The organism is Streptomyces litchfieldiae, assembly GCF_031845365.1.
Lineage (GTDB): Bacteria > Actinomycetota > Actinomycetes > Streptomycetales > Streptomycetaceae > Streptomyces > Streptomyces litchfieldiae.
Genome location: NZ_JAVREL010000018.1, coordinates 36,630 through 55,419, shown reverse-complemented (window position 1 = coordinate 55,419; position 18,790 = coordinate 36,630). Strand labels below are relative to the sequence as shown.

Here is an 18,790-nt window from a genome sequence, read left to right as displayed (position 1 = left end):
GCCGGACGGGATGGTGCTCCCGTCCGGCCCGACCCGTCAGACCTCTTCGACGCTGCTCGGCTCGCGCCGGGACAGGTCGATGCCGAGCTCCTCCGCGGCGCGGAAGACGTCCTCGTCGGTGTCCCGCATCTCGATGGACATGCCGTCGGACGACAGCACCTCCACGTTGAGGCACAGGGACTGCATCTCCTTGATGAGCACCTTGAAGGACTCGGGGATGCCGGGCTCCGGGATGTTCTCGCCCTTGACGATCGCCTCGTAGACCTTCACGCGGCCGGTCACGTCGTCGGACTTGATGGTGAGCAGCTCCTGGAGGGCGTAGGCGGCGCCGTACGCCTCCAGCGCCCACACCTCCATCTCGCCGAAGCGCTGACCGCCGAACTGGGCCTTACCGCCCAGCGGCTGCTGGGTGATCATGGAGTACGGGCCGGTCGAGCGGGCGTGCAGCTTGTCGTCGACGAGGTGGTGGAGCTTCAGGATGTACATGTAGCCGACCGAGATCGGGTCGGGGAACGGCTCGCCGGACCGGCCGTCGAACAGCCGGGCCTTGCCGGAGGGCAGCACGAGCCGGTCGCCGTCGCGGTTCGGGATGGTGGACTCGAAGAGACCGGCCATCTCGTCCTCGCGGGCACCGTCGAACACGGGCGTCGCGACATTGGTACCCGGCGCGACGTCGTCGGCGCCGATGGCCGCGAGCCGCTCCTTCCAGTCCGCGTCGGCGCCCTCGACCTGCCAGCCCTGGGAGGCCAGCCAGCCCAGGTGGATCTCCAGCACCTGACCCGGGTTCATCCGGGAGGGCACGCCCAGCGGGTTGAGGATGATGTCCACGGGGGTGCCGTCCTCCATGAACGGCATGTCCTCCACGGGCAGGATCTTCGAGATGACGCCCTTGTTGCCGTGCCGGCCGGCCAGCTTGTCGCCATCGGTGATCTTGCGCTTCTGCGCCACGTAGACGCGGACCAACTGGTTCACGCCCGGGGGCAGTTCGTCGCCCTCCTCGCGGTCGAAGACGCGCACGCCGATGACCTTGCCGGTCTCGCCGTGCGGCACCTTCAGCGAGGTGTCGCGGACCTCACGGGCCTTCTCGCCGAAGATCGCGCGCAGCAGGCGCTCCTCCGGGGTCAGCTCGGTCTCGCCCTTCGGGGTGACCTTGCCGACCAGGATGTCGCCGGCCTCGACCTCGGCGCCGATGCGGATGATGCCGCGGTCGTCGAGGTCGGCCAGGACCTCCTCGGAGACGTTCGGGATGTCCCGGGTGATCTCCTCGGGGCCCAGCTTGGTGTCGCGGGCGTCGACCTCGTGCTCCTCGATGTGGATCGAGGACAGGACGTCGTCCTGCACCAGGCGCTGGGAGAGGATGATCGCGTCCTCGTAGTTGTAGCCCTCCCACGGCATGAACGCGACCAGCAGGTTCTTCCCGAGGGCCATCTCACCGCGCTGGGTGGAGGGGCCGTCGGCGATGACCTGGCCGGCCACCACGCGCTCGCCCTCCTCGACCAGGACCTTCTGGTTGTAGGAGGTGCCCTGGTTGGACCGGTGGAACTTGGCGAGCCGGTGCGTGACGTGGGTGCCGTCGTCGTTCTGGATGGAGATGTAGTCGGCGGAGACGTCGGTGATGACGCCGTCCTGCTCGGCCTTGATCACATCGCCCGCGTCGACGGCGGAACGGTACTCCATGCCCGTGCCGACCAGCGGCGACTCGGCCTGGATCAGCGGCACGGCCTGCCGCATCATGTTCGAGCCCATCAGGGCGCGGTTGGCGTCGTCGTGCTCCAGGAACGGGATCATGGCGGTCGCGACCGACACCATCTGGCGCGGCGAGACGTCCATGTAGTGGACCTCGGTACCGGACACGTAGTCGATCTCACCGCCGCGGCGGCGGACCAGCACGCGGGCCTCGGCGAAGCGGTAGTCGTCGGTCAGCCTCGCGTTGGCCTGCGCGATGACGTACCGGTCCTCCTCGTCCGCGGTCAGGTAGTGCACCTCGTCGGTGACGACACCCTCGGAGACCTTGCGGTACGGGGTCTCGACGAAGCCGAACGGGTTCACCCGGCCGAAGGCGGCGAGCGAGCCGATCAGGCCGATGTTCGGGCCCTCGGGGGTCTCGATCGGGCACATCCGGCCGTAGTGCGAGGGGTGCACGTCACGAACCTCGAGGCCGGCCCGCTCACGGCTCAGACCGCCCGGGCCCAGCGCGTTGAGGCGGCGCTTGTGGGTGAGCCCGGAGAGCGGGTTCGTCTGGTCCATGAACTGGGAGAGCTGGCTGGTGCCGAAGAACTCCTTGATGGAGGCGACGACCGGCCGGATGTTGATCAGGGTCTGCGGCGTGATCGCCTCGACGTCCTGCGTCGTCATCCGCTCGCGGACCACGCGCTCCATGCGCGCCAGACCGGTGCGGACCTGGTTCTGGATGAGCTCGCCGACGTTGCGCAGGCGGCGGTTGCCGAAGTGGTCGATGTCGTCGGTCTCGATGACGATCGTCCGGTCCCCGGCGACGACCGTCTCGGTCTCCCCGGCGTGCAGCCTGACCAGGTACTTGATGGTCGCGACGATGTCCTCGACGGTGAGCACGCCGGCGTCCAGCGGCTCGTCCCCGCCGAGCTTCTTGTTGATCTTGTAACGGCCGACCTTGGCCAGGTCGTACCGCTTGGGGTTGAAGTACAGGTTCTCCAGGAGGGTCTGCGCGGCCTCGCGGGTCGGCGGCTCGCCCGGGCGGAGCTTGCGGTAGATGTCGAGCAGCGCGTCGTCCTGCCCCTGGGTGTGGTCCTTCTCCAGGGTGGCGCGCATGGACTCGTAGTCGCCGAACTCCTCCAGGATCTGGTCGGAGGTCCAGCCCAGCGCCTTGAGCAGCACGGTCACGGACTGCTTGCGCTTGCGGTCGATGCGCACGCCGACCATGTCGCGCTTGTCGATCTCCATCTCCAGCCAGGCGCCCCGGGAGGGGATGACCTTGGCGGAGAACAGGTCCTTGTCGGAGGTCTTGTCGATGCTGCTGTCGAAGTAGACGCCCGGCGAACGGACCAACTGCGTGACGACGACACGCTCGGTGCCGTTGATCACGAAGGTGCCCTTGTCCGTCATGAGCGGGAAGTCGCCCATGAAGACGGTCTGGGACTTGATCTCGCCGGTCTCGTTGTTGGTGAACTCGGCGGTGACGAAGAGCGGCGCGGCGTACGTGAAGTCGCGCTCCTTGCACTCGTCGATCGAGTTCTTCGGCGGCTCGAAACGGTGGTCGCGGAAGGTCAGCGACATGGACCCCGAGAAGTCCTCGATGGGGGAGATCTCCTCGAAGATCTCCTCAAGACCCGACTTCGTCGGGACGTCCTGTCCACTCTCCAGCGCGGCCTCGACGCGGGCTTTCCAGGCGTCATTCCCGAGAAGCCAGTCGAAGCTCTCGGTCTGCAGCGCAAGGAGATTCGGAACCTCTAGCGGCTCCTTGATCTTCGCAAAAGAGACACGCAGGGGTGCGGTGCTGGTGCCATTATTCGTACTGTTGGTCGAGGCGTTGCGCGAGGCGGCCAAGAGGGGGTCCTTCCGAGGGCTCGGACTCTCTGCGCGCGTGCCGACCCTCCTGGTGACGGGCAGGGAGTAGCCAGGCAGCGCAAAGGGTCAGTGTAGCCACAAGACCCACTGATGTCCAATGTGCTTATCCAGCATCGAGGAGCCACCCTCGGAATGCCTCACGCACTGCCCATCCGTCGCCCTCCGGACCTGCCTCCGACGGCCTCGATCGCCGGGTGCTGATCCACCTGCCGCATCACTTCCCGCCCCGCCGGGGATTCATGCCTCGAATCCCGGACCGATCTGGCGGCGCGAGAGGAGAATCGCGCGCCCAGTGCGGTTCGTCAAGGCCCCAGTTCCCTCGTCACCCGTCCCGGGTGTGGCCCGTGAGCGACCGAAGATCACCATACCCCGCGCTGCGCCGGGGGCAAGGAGCCAGTCGCCACAACGCCCAGGGGCGACCACCCGACTGGGTGATCGCCCCTGGCAGGACTACGCGGAGCGTCCCGAGGTCACTTGACCTCGACGCCGGCGCCGGCGGCCTCAAGGGACTCCTTCGCCTTCTCGGCGGCCTCCTTGTTGACCTTCTCGAGAACCGGCTTCGGCGTGTTGTCGACCAGCTCCTTGGCCTCCTTCAGACCCAGGGAGGTCAGCTCGCGCACGACCTTGATCACCTGGATCTTCTTCTCGCCCGCACCGGTGAGGACGACGTCGAACTCGTCCTTCTCCGGCTCGGCCTCGGCGGCGGCACCCGCGCCACCCGGGGCCGCGGCGACGACGGCGGCCGGGGCGGCGGCCTCGACGTCGAACTTCTCCTCGAACTTCTTCACGAAGTCCGAGAGCTCCAGCAGGGTCATCTCCTCGAACTGCGCGAGCAGCTCGTCCTGGCTCAGCTTCGCCATGATGGCGGTCCTTCCACTTCAGTCGGCAGGTGCCGGTTTGATATATCGGGCGTGGGCGATTGCCTACTCGGCCGGAGCCGGCTCGCCGGCACCGCCCTGCTCCACCTTGCTGCGCAGCGCGTCCGCGGTGCGGACGAACTTCGTGAGCGGGGCCTGGAAGGTCGCCGCGGCCTTCGCCATGGACGCCTTCATGCCGCCGGCCAGCTTGGCGAGCAGCACCTCGCGGGGCTCAAGGTCCGCGAGCTTGGTGATCTCCTCGGCGCTCAGCGTCTTGCCGTCGAGAACGCCGCCCTTGATGACGAGCGCGGGGTTCTCCTTGGCGAAGTCGCGCAGACCCTTGGCCGCCTCGACCGGGTCACCGGTCACGAAGGCGACGGCCGTCGAGCCCTTGAAGAACTCGTCGAGCCCGGTGACCCCGGCCTCGTTGGCCGCGATCTTGGTCAGCGTGTTCTTCGCCACGCGGTACTGGGCGTTCTCACCGAGAGAACGGCGGAGCTGCTTGAGCTGCGCCACGGTGAGCCCGGTGTACGCGGTGACGACGGCCGCGTTGGAGTTCTGGAAGTTCTCCTTGATCTCCGCGACAGCCGCACCCTTGTCGGTACTCGCCATAACCTCGGCCCTCCTTCCGGGTCATTCGGGACCGCACGGAAGGGACCGGACAAAAACGAAACGCCCTGGCGCAGGCGCACAGGGCGGACGAAAAAACTCGTCTCTCCACGGTCACCTGCGCAGGCCGTCCGCGTGAGCGGATCCTTCGGCCGCCCGGAACCCCCTGAGGGATCTCCGGGACAACAACCAGCGGTCTTTGGCTACCCTGAGAGGCTACGTGAACGGGCGGGCGCGAGGCAAATCAGCCCAGATCCATCCCCGATTCCAGCTCGCCCATCAGGTCCATGAAGTCCAGCACCGAGCCGGCCGGCGGGGCCTCGACCGTGACGTCCGCGCCGAAGTCGCTGTACCGGACCTCGTACTCCACCGGCCCCGAGTCGGTGTCGTAGGACTGGTTGATGCGCACCGGAAGGTCGTTCTCGTCGACCCAGACGTCCAAGTGGTAGCTCTCGATGCCCTGTTCGCCCATGGCGTCGGCGAGCCGCCGGCGCTCCTCCTCGGTGAGGAGACCCGCGCCGCCGCCGTTCTCCAGGGCGTCCTCGGTGGAGATCGTGCCCCGGTAGTGGCTGACCTCGACGCCGTCCAGGGTCTCCTCGCCCACCAGCTCGATCTCGGGCGACTCCAGCAGCAGCGCGAGCTGCTGGGCCGGGTCCTGGTTGGCCGAGTCGAGGCCGAAGGACATGGCGTCCGCGACCGCCTCGTCGCCCGTCTCCTGGGCGAGGGCCATCAGGTCCATCGCCATCCAGTTGCGGCCCTCGAACTCGGCCGCGAAGTCCTCGCCCATGTCCATGTACATCACGTCGTCCACCCAGCGGACGGACACCTCGGCGGGCATGCCCGGCGCGGCGGCAAGTCCGTCCCCGGACATCGTGAGGTCCATGGCCAGCTCGGGCTCCCACGACATGGAGCCCGTCATCTCCAGGTCGCCGCCGGCCGACTGCGGCGAGCTCATCACGGCCTCGAAGTTGGCGGAGGTGACCTCCTGGGTGGTCTCCGCCGCGGCGGCCACCGCCTCGAAGGCGTCGCCGCCGGGCGCGGTGTCCCCGCCCCTGCTGTCAAACGGGCTGCCGGACTCGGAGCCGCCGCACGCGGCCGTGCCCGCCAGCAGCACTGCGGTCGCGGCGCCCAGCGCGACCCTGCCTGGTGAACGCATGGTGTCCCCGGTTCTTCCGTGGTGTCCCGACTTGCCGGTTCTCCCCCAAGCCTCACGCTAACTCAGCGGCGGGACGACGAAAATGCCCGTCCCCGCTCTGTGACAGAACGGGGACGGGCGGGCACGAGCGGTCAGACGGCCGTTTCCTCCGCGAGCAGGTCACGGGTGCGGTTGGTGTCCACCGGCACACCCGGGCCCATCGTGGTGGTGATGGTCGCCTTCTTCAGGTAACGCCCCTTGGCCGCGGACGGCTTGAGCCGGAGGATCTCCTCCAGCGCGGCGGCGTAGTTCTCCACGAGCTGCGCCTCGGCGAAGGAGACCTTGCCGATGACGAAGTGCAGGTTCGCGTGCTTGTCCACGCGGAACTCGATCTTGCCGCCCTTGATGTCGGTGACGGCCTTGGCCACGTCAGGGGTGACGGTGCCGGTCTTCGGGTTCGGCATCAGGCCGCGGGGGCCCAGCACCCGGCCGAGGCGGCCGACCTTGCCCATCAGGTCCGGCGTCGCCACGACGGCGTCGAAGTCCAGACGGCCGCCGGCGACCTCCTCGATCAGCTCGTCGGAGCCGACGATGTCGGCCCCCGCGGCTTCCGCGGCCGCGGCACGCTCACCGGTCGCGAAGACCAGGACCCGGGCGGTCTTGCCGGTGCCGTGCGGCAGGTTGACGGTGCCGCGGACCATCTGGTCGGCCTTGCGCGGGTCGACGCCCAGGCGCATGGCGACCTCGACGGTCGCGTCGAACTTGGCCGGGGAGGTGTCCTTGGCGAGACGGACGGCCTCCAGCGGCGCGTAGACGCGGGTCCTGTCGACCTTCGCCTCCGCGCTGCGGAAATTCTTGCTGCGCTTCACTACTGCTCCTGCAAGCTCTTCGCTTCTCAAAACGGGCATGGAGTCGTGGTCCGGGCCAGCGCCTGGCCCTGCCACGGAGTTCCGGAACGGCGCGAGGTCAGCCCTCGACGGTCACGCCCATGGAACGGGCGGTGCCGGCGATGATCTTCTCGGCGGCGTCCAGGTCGTTGGCGTTGAGGTCGGGCATCTTGGTGGTGGCGATCTCCCGGACCTGGGCGCGCGTGATCTTGGCGACCTTGGTCTTGTGGGGCTCGCCGGAGCCCTTCTCCACGCCCGCGGCCTTGAGGATCATCTTGGCGGCCGGCGGCGTCTTGGTGATGAAGGTGAAGGAACGGTCCTCGTAGACCGTGATCTCCACCGGGATGACCCACCCGCGCTGCGACTCGGTCGCGGCGTTGTAGGCCTTGCAGAACTCCATGATGTTGACACCGTGCTGGCCCAGCGCCGGACCGACAGGCGGGGCGGGGTTGGCCGCGCCAGCCTGGATCTGGAGCTTGATCAGCCCTGTGACTTTCTTCCTAGGCGGCATGCGCTCGCCCTCCGGGTCCTTCGTCGTGGATTTCGATCCTGCCCCCGGGCGGCCTGATGGACGTCATCGGCGTCATCGGCACGGAGGCATACCGCACCACGGTAACGGGTCACGTCATCCGGCCAAAATCCGCCCGGTCGGTCAGGAGTCCCCGAGACCCGCGACGATGAAGTCGAGCCCGGCGTGGAACTCCGCCTCCGGGCTGCTCCCGGCCGCCGCCTCGGCGATCTCGATGAGCCGGGGGAAGCGCTCCTGCGGCAGCGCGCGCACCCGCTCGATGATGGCGCCGGCGTCCTCGTCCGGCGCGATCGACAGCGGGCCGGCCAGCTCCGCCTGGGCGAACCCCATCACGAAACCGGTCACGGCCCGGAAGGCGACCAGCAGTTGGGCCCCCGAGCGCCCGCCGCGGGCCAGCGTGCCGAGCAGCTGCTCGGCGCCCGCGAGCGAGGACGGGTCCACGCTGCGCCGGGTGAGGATCAGCGGGATCACGTCCGGGTGGGCCCGGACCGCGCGCCAGTGCGCCTCGGCGACGGCCCGCACATCGGCCCGCCAGTCCGCCGAGGGAACGCCGGGGACCTGCCGGACGCCGCTCAGCACGGCGTCGACGAGCAGCGCCTCCAGCCCCTCGCGCCCGTCGACGTAGTTGTAGATCGTCATGGCGCCGGTGCCGAGGGCGGTGGCGACATTGCGCATGGTCAGGGCGGACAGGCCCTGTTCGTCGACGAGTGCCAGCGCGGCGGCCCCCACCTGTTCCCGACTGAATTTGCGTGGCGCCGGCATGACTTCCTCTCCTTGACCTACGTACATCGTACGTGTTCGACTGGGCGGCCCCGTTTACGTACGTGGTACGCGAACGCGTGCCCGTTCCCCCTGTCCAGGAGGAATCCATGGCCCCTGCCCAGCCGTTCACGCCCCCGGTCCAACGGACCGGCCGGCCCCCGGACCCGGCTCCGCCGCCCCGCGGGCGGCTGCTGGCCGTCGTCCTGACCGTGCAGTTCATGGTCGCGCTCGACGTCTCGGTGGTGAACGTCGCGCTGCCGGACATCCGCGCGGACCTCGGCTTCACGGGCGACAACCTGACCTGGGTGATCAACGCCTACGCGCTCGCGTTCGGCGGGCTGATGATGCTCGGCGGGCGGCTCGGCGACCTGGCCGGGCGCCGCCGCACGCTGCTGGCCGGGCTGGTGGTGTTCGGCCTGGCCAGCCTGGCCGGCGGCCTGACGCAGTCCCCGGGCTGGCTGATCACCGCCCGCGCCGTGCAGGGCGCGGGGGCGGCGGCGCTGGCGCCCGTCGCGCTGGCGCTGCTCACCACCGGATTCCCGCGCGGGCCCGCGCTCTCGCGCGCGCTCGGCCTGTGGGGTGCGACGGCGGCGGTGGGCGGCGCGGTAGGCGTGCTGGCGGGCGGCCTGCTGACCGAGGCGTTCGGCTGGCGCGCGGTCATGCTGGTCAACGTGCCGATCGTCGCCTTCGCGCTGGGCGCGGGCCTGCGGCTGGCCTCCGAGCCCCGGGCGGGGGGCGCCGCCCGGCGGCCGGACCTCGCCGGGGCGCTGTTCGTGACGGCCGGGGCGGCGGCGCTGGTGCTCGGCGTGGTCCGCACCGGCGAGGTCGGCTGGGCGTCGCCGGCCACCGCGCTGACGCTGGCCGCCGCGGCCGTGCTGCTGGCGGCCTTCGTGGCCGTCGAACTGCGCGTCCGGGAGCCGCTGTTGCGCATGCGGCTGCTGGCCGTGCGGCCGGTCCTGGGCGCCAACCTGTTCATGATGCTGCTGTTCTCCGGCCAGTTCGCCGCGTTCTTCTTCACCTCGCTCTACCTGCACCGGGTGCTCGGTTACGGGCCGACCGCGGCCGGGGTGGCGTTCCTGCCGTTCTGCGTGGGCATCGTGCTCGGTTCGGCCATCGCCACCAGGGCCGTCGCCCCGCTCGGACTGCGGCTGCCGCTGGTGCTCGGTGGGCTGGTCGGCGCCGCCGGATTCGCCTGGTTCGGCCTGGCCTTCGCGGCGAACGGCGGCTTCTGGACGGCGATCCCGGGCCCGTCGCTGGTGGCCGCCACCGGCATCGGGATGTGCGTCGTGCCGCTGGGCACGGCCGCGACATCCGGCGTCGAGCCGGGCGAGGCCGGCATGGCCTCCGGGCTGATCAACACCTCGCGCCAGGTGGGCGGCTCGATCGGGCTGGCCGTGCTGGACACCCTCGCCGCCACCGTGATGGGCGGCCACGGCGGCGCCTCGACCGCCGCCGCGGCCGACGGCTACGGCGCGGCCCTCGGCGCGGCCGGGGCGCTGCTGGCCGTCGCGGCGGCGGTGGCCCTCGCCCTCATCCCCGGCCGGCGCCCCGCGTCCTGACCGGCCCCGGGCCGCACGACAAAGCCCCCACCGGCGGTGAACCGCCGATGGGGGCCTGCCCGCGTCGCGCGAGCGGTCAGTTCTTCTGGATCTGGTCGAAGCTCAGCTCGACCGGGGTCTCCCGGCCGAAGATCTCCACCAGGCCCTTGACCTTCTTCGAGTCGGGGTTGATCTCGTTGATCGTCGCCTGGAGCGTCGCGAACGGGCCGTCGGTGACCGTGACCGAGTCGCCCACCTCGAAGTCCAGCACCTGGACCTCGACCTTGCGCCCGGCCGGGGCGCCGCCCTCGGCCGCAGCCTCCGCGGCGGCCTTCTGCTCGGCCTCGGGGGCGAGCATCTTGACGATCTCGTCCAGCGTCAGCGGGTACGGGTCATAGGCGTTCCCGACGAAGCCCGTCACGCCCGGGGTGTTCCGCACGACGCCCCAGGACTCGTTCGTCAGGTCCATCCGCACCAGCACATAACTGGGGAGCTTGTTCTGCTTGATGGTCCGTCGGTCGCCGTTCTTGATCTGGACGACCTCTTCCTGGGGCACCTCGACCTGGAAGATGTAGTCCTCGACGTTCAGCGAGACGGCCCGCTGCTCCAGATTCGTCTTGACGCGGTTCTCATAACCGGCATACGTGTGCACGACGTACCACTCGCCAGGCAGAACCCGCAGCTCCTCGCGGAGCTGGGCGACGGGGTCGACCGGCTCCGGCTGCTCCGGCTCCGCCGCGGCGGCTTCGTCCTGCTCGACGGCGTCGGCCGACTCGGCCTCGGCTGCCTCGCGCGCGGTGTCCTCGCCCTCGGCGTCGGGCGCGGCGTCATACGGATTCGGGTCGGACACGGTAGCTGCTTCTTCCTGACTGCTGGACGAGGGGTGCGACATCAGCCGAAGACGTACTCGACGGTGCGGCTGAACCCCCAGTCAAGCACGGTCAGGAGACAGATGACGACGATGACGAAGACGATCACCGCGGTGGTGTAGGTGGTCAACTGGCGCCGCGAGGGCCAGACAACCTTCCGCAGCTCGGCGATCACCTGCCGGTAGAAACGCGCGAGCCGACCCAGCGGGCCCTTCTTTGCGCGCCTGCCGCCCCGGCGGCCGGTGCTGCCCTCGCCCCGGGGCTCTCGGGGCTCTGGCGTCTCCACGGAGTCCGTGATCCCAGCCACTCGTCCTCACCTGATCCCGGTCATGGTCATAAGCCGCCCGGCCACCCGGACGGCTGTTCACTTTGTGTAGCAGGGCCGGAGGGACTTGAACCCCCAACCGCTGGTTTTGGAGACCAGTGCTCTACCAATTGAGCTACGACCCTTTGCCGCGTGGTGCCCGACAACGTACCGCATCGGAGGCGCCACAGGTGAGGAGTGTACGTGCTGAATCGCCAGTCGTCGAACGGTTGGTGGTCCGCCGGGGGCGGTCGAGGGGCGGTCGAGGGCCTCGCGCGCGCCCGCGACCGCCCCCTAACCCGGGTGCCGCGCCCCGGGGCCGTCTGCGACGATGCCCCTATGACTGCCGCATCCTCCTCCCCAGCAGAGCGCCGGGTCTCCGCCCGGATCGGCGCGATCTCCGAGTCCGCGACCCTGGCGGTGGACGCCAAGGCCAAGGCGCTCAAGGCCGCCGGGCGCCCGGTGATCGGCTTCGGCGCCGGTGAGCCGGACTTCCCCACCCCCGACTACATCGTCGAGGCGGCGGTGGCCGCGTGCCGCACCCCCAAGTTCCACCGCTACACCCCGCCCGGCGGGCTCCCGGAGCTCAAGGAGGCGCTCGTCGCCAAGACGGTGCGCGACTCCGGGTACCACGTCCAGCCCTCGCAGGTGCTGGTGACCAACGGCGGAAAGCAGGCGATCTACGAGGCGTTCGCCGCGCTGCTCGACCCGGGCGACGAGGTGATCGTGCCCGCGCCGTACTGGACCACCTACCCGGAGTCGATCCGGCTGGCCGGCGGCGTCCCGGTCGACGTGGTCGCCGACGAGACGACCGGCTACCGCGTCTCCGTCGAGCAGTTGGAGGCGGCCCGCACCGAGCGCACCAAGGTGCTGCTCTTCGTCTCCCCGTCGAACCCGACCGGCGCGGTCTACACCCGCGAGCAGACCGAGGAGATCGGCCGCTGGGCCGCCGAGCATGGGCTGTGGGTGCTCACCGACGAGATCTACGAGCACCTGGTCTACGGCGGGGCGACCGCGTCGTCGCTGCCCGTGGTGGTGCCGGAGCTGGCCGACCGGTGCGTCGTGGTGAACGGTGTGGCCAAGACGTACGCGATGACCGGCTGGCGGGTGGGCTGGCTGATCGGCCCGCAGGACGTGGTCAAGGCCGCCACCAACCTTCAGTCGCACGCCACTTCCAACGTGAGCAACGTGGCGCAGGCCGCCGCCCTCACCGCGGTCTCGGGCGATCTGGCCGCCGTCGCGGAGATGCGGGAGGCGTTCGACCGGCGGCGCCGGACGATCGTCCGGATGCTGAACGAGATCGAGGGCGTCACCTGCCCCGAGCCGGAGGGCGCGTTCTACGCCTACCCGTCGGTCAAGGCGCTGCTGGGCAAGGAGATCCGCGGCCGGCGGCCGGCGACCTCCCTGGAGCTGGCCGGGGTGCTGCTGGAGGAGGCGGAGGTCGCGGTCGTCCCGGGCGAGGCGTTCGGCACGCCGGGCTATCTGCGGCTGTCCTACGCGCTGGGCGACGACGACCTGGTCGAGGGCGTCTCGCGGTTGCAGAAGCTGCTGGCCGAGGCCACGGACTGAGGCTCGTGAGAGTCGCACAAGCGGGCAGCCGGTCTCGACCGGCTGCCCGCTTGTGCGTTCAGGTAAGCACTCGTTCGGTGAACTCGGCTTCCTGGGCCAAGACCCCTTGCGGCAAGATCTTGGAGTGACTCCTCCCCCTGATTCGGGGGCTTCTCGCTCGGCCGTCGGCGACCTCGCGACGGACAAGCCCTGCCCGGCGCCCCAGGGACACGCACAGGAGTCTACTGGTAACGGAGAGCCCATGAAAACCACTCGTGACGTCCGCTCGCTGCCGAAGGCCCATCTGCATCTGCACTTCACCGGCTCGATGCGCCCCGGCACCCTGATGGAGCTCGCCGACAAGTACGGCGTCCATCTGCCGGAGGCGCTCGGCAGCGGCCGGCCGCCGCGGCTGCGGGCCACGGACGAGCGGGGCTGGTTCCGTTTCCAGCGCCTGTACGACATCGCGCGGTCCTGTCTGCGGGCGCCGGAGGACATCCAGCGCCTGGTGCGGGAGGCGGCCGAGGAGGACGTGGCCGACGGCTCGCGCTGGCTGGAGATCCAGGTGGACCCGACGTCGTACGCGCCGCGGCTGGGCGGGCTGATCCCGGCGCTGGAGATCATCCTGGACGCCGTGGAGACCACGGCCCGGGACACCGGGCTGGGCATCCGGGTGCTCGTCGCGGCGAACCGGATCCGGCATCCGCTGGACGCCCGGACGCTGGCCCGGCTCGCCGTCCGCTACCGCGACCGGGGCGTCGTCGGCTTCGGCCTGTCCAACGACGAACGCCGCGGTTTCGCCCGGGACTTCGACCGGGCGTTCGCGATCGCCCGGGACGGCGGGCTGCTGGCCGCGCCGCACGGCGGGGAGCTGTCCGGGCCGGCCAGCGTGCGGGACTGCCTGGACGACCTGCGCGCGGCCCGGATCGGGCACGGCGTGCGGGCCGCGGAGGATCCCCGGCTGCTGGAGCGGCTGGCGGAGGCGCGGGTGACGTGCGAGGTGTGTCCCGCGTCGAACGTGGCGCTCGGCGTCTACGAGAAGCTGGCGGACGTGCCGTTGCGCACGCTGTGGCGCGCCGGGGTGCCGATGGCGCTGGGGGCGGACGACCCGCTGCTGTTCGGCTCGCGGCTCGCGGCGCAGTACGAGATCGCGCGGGAGCACCACGGCTTCGACGACACGGAGTTGGCGGAGCTGGCCCGGCAGTCGGTGCGGGGGTCGGCGGCGCCGGACGACGTGCGGGACAAGATCCTGCTGGAGATCGACGAGTGGCTGGCGGTGTAGGCCGGTAAATCGTTCAGAGGCTGACGTCGACGGTGACCGGCTCGTTGACCAGGGTCACGCCGAACGCGTCGCGCACGCCGTCGCGCACCTCGCGGGCGAGGGCCAGCAGGTCGGCGGTGGTGGCGCCGCCGCGGTTGGTCAGGGCCAGGGTGTGCTTGCCGGAGATGCGGGCCGGGCCGGTGCCATAGCCCTTGGCGAAGCCGGCGCGGTCGATGAGCCAGGCGGCGGACGTCTTGGTGCGGCCCTCGCCGGCGGGGTAGGCGGGCGGGGTGACGTCGGGGCCCAGGCGGTGGGCGACGCGGTCCCGGAAGTCGGCGAACTCGGCCTGTTCCAGCACGGGGTTGGTGAAGAACGAGCCGGCCGACCACGTGTCGTGGTCCTCGGGGTCGAGCACCATGCCCTTGCCGGTGCGCAGCTTGAGCACGGCGTCGCGCGCGGTGGCGGCGGGCACCCGCTCGCCGGGCTCGACGCCGAGCAGGCGGGCGGCCTCGGCGTACTGGATGGGGGCGGAGAGCCCGCCCGCGTCCTCCAGCTCGAACCGGACGCGGAGTACCACGAAACGCCCGGGGTCGGCCTTGAAGCGGCTGTGCCGGTAGGCGAATCCGCAGTCGTCGGCCGGGATGGCGCAAACGGCGCGCTCGGCGCGGTCGTAGGCGATGACCTCGGTGAGGACGGCGGCGACCTCCTGGCCGTACGCGCCCACGTTCTGAATGGGGGTGGCGCCGGCCGAGCCGGGGATCCCGGCCAGGCATTCGAGGCCGGCGAGCCCGGCCTCGACGGTGCGGGCGACGGCGGCCGACCAGTTCTCCCCGGCGGCGAGCGTGAGCCGGGTGCCGTCGAGGTCGAATCCGGTGGTGGCCACGCGCAGCGCCGTGCCGCGGAATCCGGCGTCGGCGATCACCAGGTTGCTGCCGCCGCCGATGATCAGCAGCGGGGTGCCGGCGGCGTCCGCCTCGACGACCGCCGCGACCACCTCGTCGTCGGTGACGGCGGTGACGAGCCGGTCCGCGGGCCCGCCGAGCCGCAGGGTGGTCAACGGGGCGAGCGGGGCGTTACGCGTCTCGTGCACGTCGTTCAGCATACGGCGCGGCCGTCGGGCGGGTCGCGCCCGACGGCCGCGCGGGCCGGACAGGGTCTAGGAGTCGGCGGTCACCGGGGTGCGGGCGCGCGGGGGCGCGGACGCGGCCGTCGCGGCGGGGGCGGCGGCGGCCCGGCGGCGGCCGGGGGCGATGAGCACGACGGCCGTCGCGGCGAGCAGGGCGATCACGCCGACCCACAGCGCCGGGACGAGGCCGTCGGTGAAGCGCTCGGGCGTCTCATAGCCGCCCTGGGTGGCGAAGATGGAGGCCAGGAGCGCGACGCCGAGGGCGCCGCCAACCTCGCGCAGCGCGTTGTTCACGCCGGAGGCGATGCCCTGTTCCGCGGCCGGCACGGCGCCCATCACCATGGCCCCGGTCGGCGCGAAGAACATGGCCATGCCGATGCCGCACAGCACGAACGCCGGCACCTGGCTGGCGTAGCTCACGTCCGGCTCGGCCAGCAGCGCGAACCAGCCCAGGCCCACGGCCATCAGCGTCAGCCCCGAGGCGACGATGGACCGGCCGCCGATCCGGTCGGTCAGGGCGCCCGCGATCGGCGCGACGACCATGGGCATGGCGGTCCACGGCAGCATCCGCAGCCCGGCCTCCTGCGGCGAGTAGCCCTGGATCAACTGGAGGAACTGGGTGAGCAGGAAGATCGAGCCGAACATCCCGAGGTACATCAGCAGGCTGGCCGCGTTGACGGCGGAGAACGTCCGGGAGCGGAAGAAGCGCATCGGCAGCATGGGGTTGGGGGTGCGCATCTCGAACAGGACGAACGCGATCAGCAGGGCGCCGCCCACGATGAACCCCGTCAGGACCGGGCCGGAGGCCCAGCCGTGCTCGTGGCCGCGGACGATCGACAGGACGACGCCGAACAGGCCGCCGCTGGCCAGGACGGTGCCGACGAGGTCCAGCCGGTCGTTGGGGCCCCGGCTCTCGGTGAGGCGGAAGAGGACCAGGGGCAGCACGGCCAGGCCGATGGGGATGTTCAGCCAGAAGATCCACTGCCAGGACATGTGTTCCGTGATGGCGCCGCCGATGAGCGGGCCGCTGGCGATGGCGAGTCCGTTGACCGCGCCCCAGATGCCGAACGCGGTGCCGCGCCGCTCGGGCGGCACGACGGCGGAGATCAAGGTGAGGCTGAGCGGCAGCAGAATGGCAGCGCCCGCGCCCTGGGCCGCGCGGGCGGCGATCAGCACCTCGGTGGACCCGGCCAGCGCGGCGGCGGCGGAGGCGACGGTGAACAGGGCCACGCCCGCGGCGAAGACCCGGCGGCGGCCGAACCGGTCGCCGAGCGCGGCGCCGAGGAGCAGCAGGCAGGCGAACGGCAGGGTGTAGCCGTTGACGATCCACTCCAGGTCGGAGAGGTCGCCGCCGAGGTCGTCGCGTATGACGGGCAGCGCGGTGGTGACGACGAGGTTGTCCAGGGCGGCCATGAACGTGGCGGCGCCGGTGACGATCAGGGTCCAGACGACGAGGCCGCGGTGGGCCGTTCCGTTCGGTGGTGCTTTCTCCTGCATGACCCCTCCCGGGGAAAGACGGTGAACGAGCATCCAGCTAGTGATCGATCAATAACTTTCCGGGACAGGCGTATGCCCCGACAGGCCTGGAAGGGACCCCCTCGGCCCTTCTCAGCCCTCCTCAAAGATGTCGCAGGCCGCCCAGACCCGGTGGCCCTCGGTGAACCCCATGGTCAGCAGGACGTTGATGAGCATGCCGGTGCCGAAGAAGTCACCGACCTCCTCGTCGTCCGCGCCGAGCAACGGCCGTACGGCGTCCCACAGTTCGAGCCAGGCCCGGCGGATCACATCGCCGAACTCCGTGTCCCCGGACGCCGCGGCGTGCTGCACCGCGACATACATCTGCATCTGGAAGAGCAGCTTGTCGCGGTCGGCGATCAGCTCGACATAGGCGCGGCTCATCGCCATCCGCGCCTCCTCGGGGTCGTCGAGGCCCCGGGCCGCCCGCTCGAAGGCCAGACGGATCTCGTCGGTGCCGCGGCGGGCCGCCGCCAGGAAGATCTCCCGCTTGTCACTGAACAGGCGGAAGAGGTAGGGCTGCGAGACCCCCACCCGGCGGGCGATGGCGGCCGTCGAGGTGCCCGCGTATCCCCCGCGTGCGAACTCGGTGATGGCCGCGCGAACGACGCTCTCGCGCCGCTCGTCGGCGGACATCCGGCTGCTCTCCTTGGCCATGGGCAGAAAGTTAGTGGTCAATCACTAACTAGTCAACCCTCTTCATCGGGCGAGCAAGCTCGTTGGGTCAATCCTCACCGTCAGGCGAGCCGGACCACCGCGCGCGCCATGCCGAGCACCTTCTCGCCGGCGCTGTGCGCGGTCAGGTCCACCCGCACCGTGCGGGCCTCGTCGTCCAGCTTGGCGGCCACCTTCGCGGTGACCTCGATCAGCGCCCCGGTCTCGTCGTTCGGCACCACCACGGGCTTGGTGAAGCGCACTCCGTACTCCACGACGGCCGCCGGGTCCCCGACCCAGTCGGTCACCACGCGGGCCGCCTCCGCCATGGTGAACATGCCGTGCGCGATGACGTCCGGCAGGCCCACCTCCCGGGCGAACTTCTCGTTCCAGTGGATCGGGTTGAAATCTCCCGAAGCGCCCGCGTACCGCACCAGCGTGTCGCGGGTGACCGGGAACGAGGCGCCCGGCAGCTCGGTGCCGGCCTCGACGTCCGCGTAAGCGATCCAGGCGGTCAACGCCCCTCCTCCTCGTCATCCTTCTTGCGGGCCACCAGCTTGGTGAACGCGGTCACCACGTGCTCGCCCATCGCGTCGTGCACCTCGCCGCGGACGTCCAGCACCTCGTTCCCGGCCATGGACCGCACCGACTCGACCGTCGAGGTGACCGAGAGCCGGTCCCCCGCGCACACCGGGCGGGTGTAGACGAACCGCTGGGCGCCGTGCACCACCCGGTCGTAGTCCAGCCCCAGTTCGGGGTCGCGGAGCACCACGCCGGCGGCGGCAAAAACGATGGCGAACACGAACGTGGGCGGCGCGATCACATCAAGGTGACCCAGCTCCTTGGCCACGTCCGGCTCGGTGTAGGCCGGGTTGGCGTCCCCGATGGCCCGCGCGAACTCGCGGATCTTCTCCCGGCCCACTTCATACGGCTCGGTGGGCGGATAGGTCCGTCCGGCGAAGGACTGGTCGAGGGCCATCGGCGGGTTTTCCTCCGTCTGATGCGAGGAGGCCGTCCCCGGACCCGGGGACGGCCTCACACGGCAAAACTACGTTCGGGGTGCGCGCTCAGCGGGTCTCGCGGTGCGCGGTGTGCGCGTTGCAGCGCGGGCAGTGCTTCTTCATCTCCAGGCGGTCCGGGTCGTTGCGCCGGTTCTTCCGGGTGATGTAGTTCCGCTCCTTGCACTCCACGCAGGCCAGCGTGATCTTCGGGCGGACGTCGGTGGCAGCCACGTGAGTGCTCCTTGACGGATGGACGGGTTTAACACAGAGAGAGTAGCCGATCGGAGGACCGACCCCGCAATCGGCTACTGTGCGTAGCGGCGACCGGACTTGAACCGGTGACACAACGATTATGAGCCGTTTGCTCTACCGACTGAGCTACGCCGCCATGAGACGAGAGACGACTCCCACACCGGGTGGGAGGTCTCACACCTCAGAGCCCCAAAACGGAATCGAACCGTTGACCTTCTCCTTACCATGGAGACGCTCTGCCGACTGAGCTATTGGGGCGAGCGCTCAAGAGATTACACGCTCAGGGCCGCAAGGCGAAATCAGAAAAGTGCGGAGCCAACCGCCCAGGCCGCCCCGAGGGCGGCTCCGCCGGTACGACTATTCCGTCGTTCCCGGTCACGGCCCCGCGCGCACCGTAATC

Annotated in this window: 18 protein-coding genes and 3 tRNA genes; 3 read left to right on the top strand and 18 right to left on the bottom strand. The window is 70.4% G+C overall.

Annotated features, from left to right (window positions below):
- Nucleotides 1-36 precede the first annotated feature (36 nt).
- The 7 genes from rpoB to RM590_RS26275 form a co-directional block, all read right to left on the bottom strand.
- Nucleotides 37-3,522: a DNA-directed RNA polymerase subunit beta gene (gene rpoB, locus RM590_RS26305; protein ID WP_311707204.1), complete on the bottom strand. Its 3,486-nt coding sequence runs from the start codon at nt 3,520-3,522 to the stop codon at nt 37-39.
- A 491-nt stretch (nt 3,523-4,013) separates the two neighbouring features.
- Nucleotides 4,014-4,403 (bottom strand): 50S ribosomal protein L7/L12, encoded by a 390-nt coding sequence (rplL, locus tag RM590_RS26300; protein ID WP_311707203.1) that lies wholly within the window; start codon nt 4,401-4,403, stop codon nt 4,014-4,016.
- Between the two features lie 63 nt (nt 4,404-4,466).
- On the bottom strand, nt 4,467-5,012 hold the full coding sequence (rplJ, locus tag RM590_RS26295) for a 50S ribosomal protein L10 (RefSeq protein WP_311707202.1): 546 nt from the start codon (nt 5,010-5,012) through the stop codon (nt 4,467-4,469).
- Nucleotides 5,013-5,253: 241 nt separating this feature from the next.
- The gene (locus tag RM590_RS26290; protein WP_311707201.1) at nt 5,254-6,165 is read right to left on the bottom strand and encodes a hypothetical protein; all 912 of its coding nucleotides are present in this window, start codon (nt 6,163-6,165) and stop codon (nt 5,254-5,256) included.
- 131 nt (nt 6,166-6,296) lie between these two features.
- Complete coding sequence (gene rplA, locus RM590_RS26285) at nt 6,297-7,013, bottom strand: 50S ribosomal protein L1 (RefSeq protein WP_311707200.1); 717 nt, start codon at nt 7,011-7,013, stop codon at nt 6,297-6,299.
- Nucleotides 7,014-7,110: 97 nt separating this feature from the next.
- Nucleotides 7,111-7,542 carry a 50S ribosomal protein L11 gene (gene rplK, locus RM590_RS26280; protein WP_113689416.1) on the bottom strand — a complete coding sequence of 144 codons (432 nt, stop codon included), beginning with the start codon at nt 7,540-7,542 and terminating at the stop codon, nt 7,111-7,113.
- 141 nt (nt 7,543-7,683) lie between these two features.
- A complete protein-coding gene (locus RM590_RS26275; RefSeq protein WP_311707199.1) occupies nt 7,684-8,322 on the bottom strand; it encodes a TetR/AcrR family transcriptional regulator C-terminal domain-containing protein in 639 nt (212 codons plus the stop codon).
- A 107-nt stretch (nt 8,323-8,429) separates the two neighbouring features.
- On the opposite strand from RM590_RS26275, the gene RM590_RS26270 reads away from it, so the two are divergent.
- A complete protein-coding gene (locus RM590_RS26270; RefSeq protein WP_311707198.1) occupies nt 8,430-9,881 on the top strand; it encodes an MFS transporter in 1,452 nt (483 codons plus the stop codon).
- Between the two features lie 76 nt (nt 9,882-9,957).
- Here RM590_RS26270 and nusG read toward each other — a convergent pair whose 3' ends face one another.
- The 3 genes from nusG to RM590_RS26255 form a co-directional block, all read right to left on the bottom strand.
- Nucleotides 9,958-10,752 carry a transcription termination/antitermination protein NusG gene (gene nusG / locus RM590_RS26265; RefSeq protein ID WP_311707197.1) on the bottom strand — a complete coding sequence of 265 codons (795 nt, stop codon included), beginning with the start codon at nt 10,750-10,752 and terminating at the stop codon, nt 9,958-9,960.
- On the bottom strand, nt 10,752-11,027 hold the full coding sequence (secE, locus tag RM590_RS26260; RefSeq protein WP_311707299.1) for a preprotein translocase subunit SecE: 276 nt from the start codon (nt 11,025-11,027) through the stop codon (nt 10,752-10,754). Before secE ends, nusG begins: the two co-directional genes overlap by 1 nt.
- Nucleotides 11,028-11,106: 79 nt before the next feature.
- Nucleotides 11,107-11,179, bottom strand: a tRNA-Trp gene (locus tag RM590_RS26255).
- A gap of 193 nt (nt 11,180-11,372) precedes the next feature.
- Here RM590_RS26255 and RM590_RS26250 point away from each other — a divergent pair.
- Together RM590_RS26250 and RM590_RS26245 are read left to right on the top strand one after the other, a co-directional pair.
- Complete coding sequence (locus tag RM590_RS26250; protein ID WP_311707196.1) at nt 11,373-12,602, top strand: pyridoxal phosphate-dependent aminotransferase; 1,230 nt, start codon at nt 11,373-11,375, stop codon at nt 12,600-12,602.
- A gap of 241 nt (nt 12,603-12,843) precedes the next feature.
- The gene (locus RM590_RS26245) at nt 12,844-13,863 is read left to right on the top strand and encodes an adenosine deaminase (RefSeq protein ID WP_311707195.1); all 1,020 of its coding nucleotides are present in this window, start codon (nt 12,844-12,846) and stop codon (nt 13,861-13,863) included.
- 13 nt (nt 13,864-13,876) lie between these two features.
- Here the strand turns inward: RM590_RS26245 and RM590_RS26240 are convergent, their stop codons facing one another.
- The 8 genes from RM590_RS26240 to RM590_RS26205 all read right to left on the bottom strand — a co-directional run bounded on the left by RM590_RS26240 (nt 13,877) and on the right by RM590_RS26205 (nt 18,648).
- Complete coding sequence (locus RM590_RS26240) at nt 13,877-14,944, bottom strand: UDP-N-acetylmuramate dehydrogenase (protein ID WP_394813978.1); 1,068 nt, start codon at nt 14,942-14,944, stop codon at nt 13,877-13,879.
- 54 nt (nt 14,945-14,998) lie between these two features.
- A complete protein-coding gene (locus RM590_RS26235; RefSeq protein ID WP_311707193.1) occupies nt 14,999-16,465 on the bottom strand; it encodes a DHA2 family efflux MFS transporter permease subunit in 1,467 nt (488 codons plus the stop codon).
- 111 nt (nt 16,466-16,576) lie between these two features.
- The gene (locus RM590_RS26230; RefSeq protein ID WP_311707298.1) at nt 16,577-17,119 is read right to left on the bottom strand and encodes a TetR/AcrR family transcriptional regulator; all 543 of its coding nucleotides are present in this window, start codon (nt 17,117-17,119) and stop codon (nt 16,577-16,579) included.
- A 101-nt stretch (nt 17,120-17,220) separates the two neighbouring features.
- A complete protein-coding gene (locus tag RM590_RS26225; protein ID WP_311707192.1) occupies nt 17,221-17,655 on the bottom strand; it encodes a MaoC family dehydratase in 435 nt (144 codons plus the stop codon).
- The gene (locus tag RM590_RS26220) at nt 17,652-18,116 is read right to left on the bottom strand and encodes a MaoC family dehydratase N-terminal domain-containing protein (protein WP_311707191.1); all 465 of its coding nucleotides are present in this window, start codon (nt 18,114-18,116) and stop codon (nt 17,652-17,654) included. The genes RM590_RS26225 and RM590_RS26220 overlap by 4 nt, the downstream gene beginning before the upstream one ends.
- A gap of 88 nt (nt 18,117-18,204) precedes the next feature.
- Nucleotides 18,205-18,369 carry a 50S ribosomal protein L33 gene (rpmG, locus tag RM590_RS26215; RefSeq protein ID WP_077059582.1) on the bottom strand — a complete coding sequence of 55 codons (165 nt, stop codon included), beginning with the start codon at nt 18,367-18,369 and terminating at the stop codon, nt 18,205-18,207.
- 84 nt (nt 18,370-18,453) lie between these two features.
- A tRNA-Met gene (locus RM590_RS26210) sits at nt 18,454-18,526 on the bottom strand.
- Between the two features lie 49 nt (nt 18,527-18,575).
- Nucleotides 18,576-18,648, bottom strand: a tRNA-Thr gene (locus RM590_RS26205).
- Between the last annotated feature and the right edge of the window lie 142 nt (nt 18,649-18,790).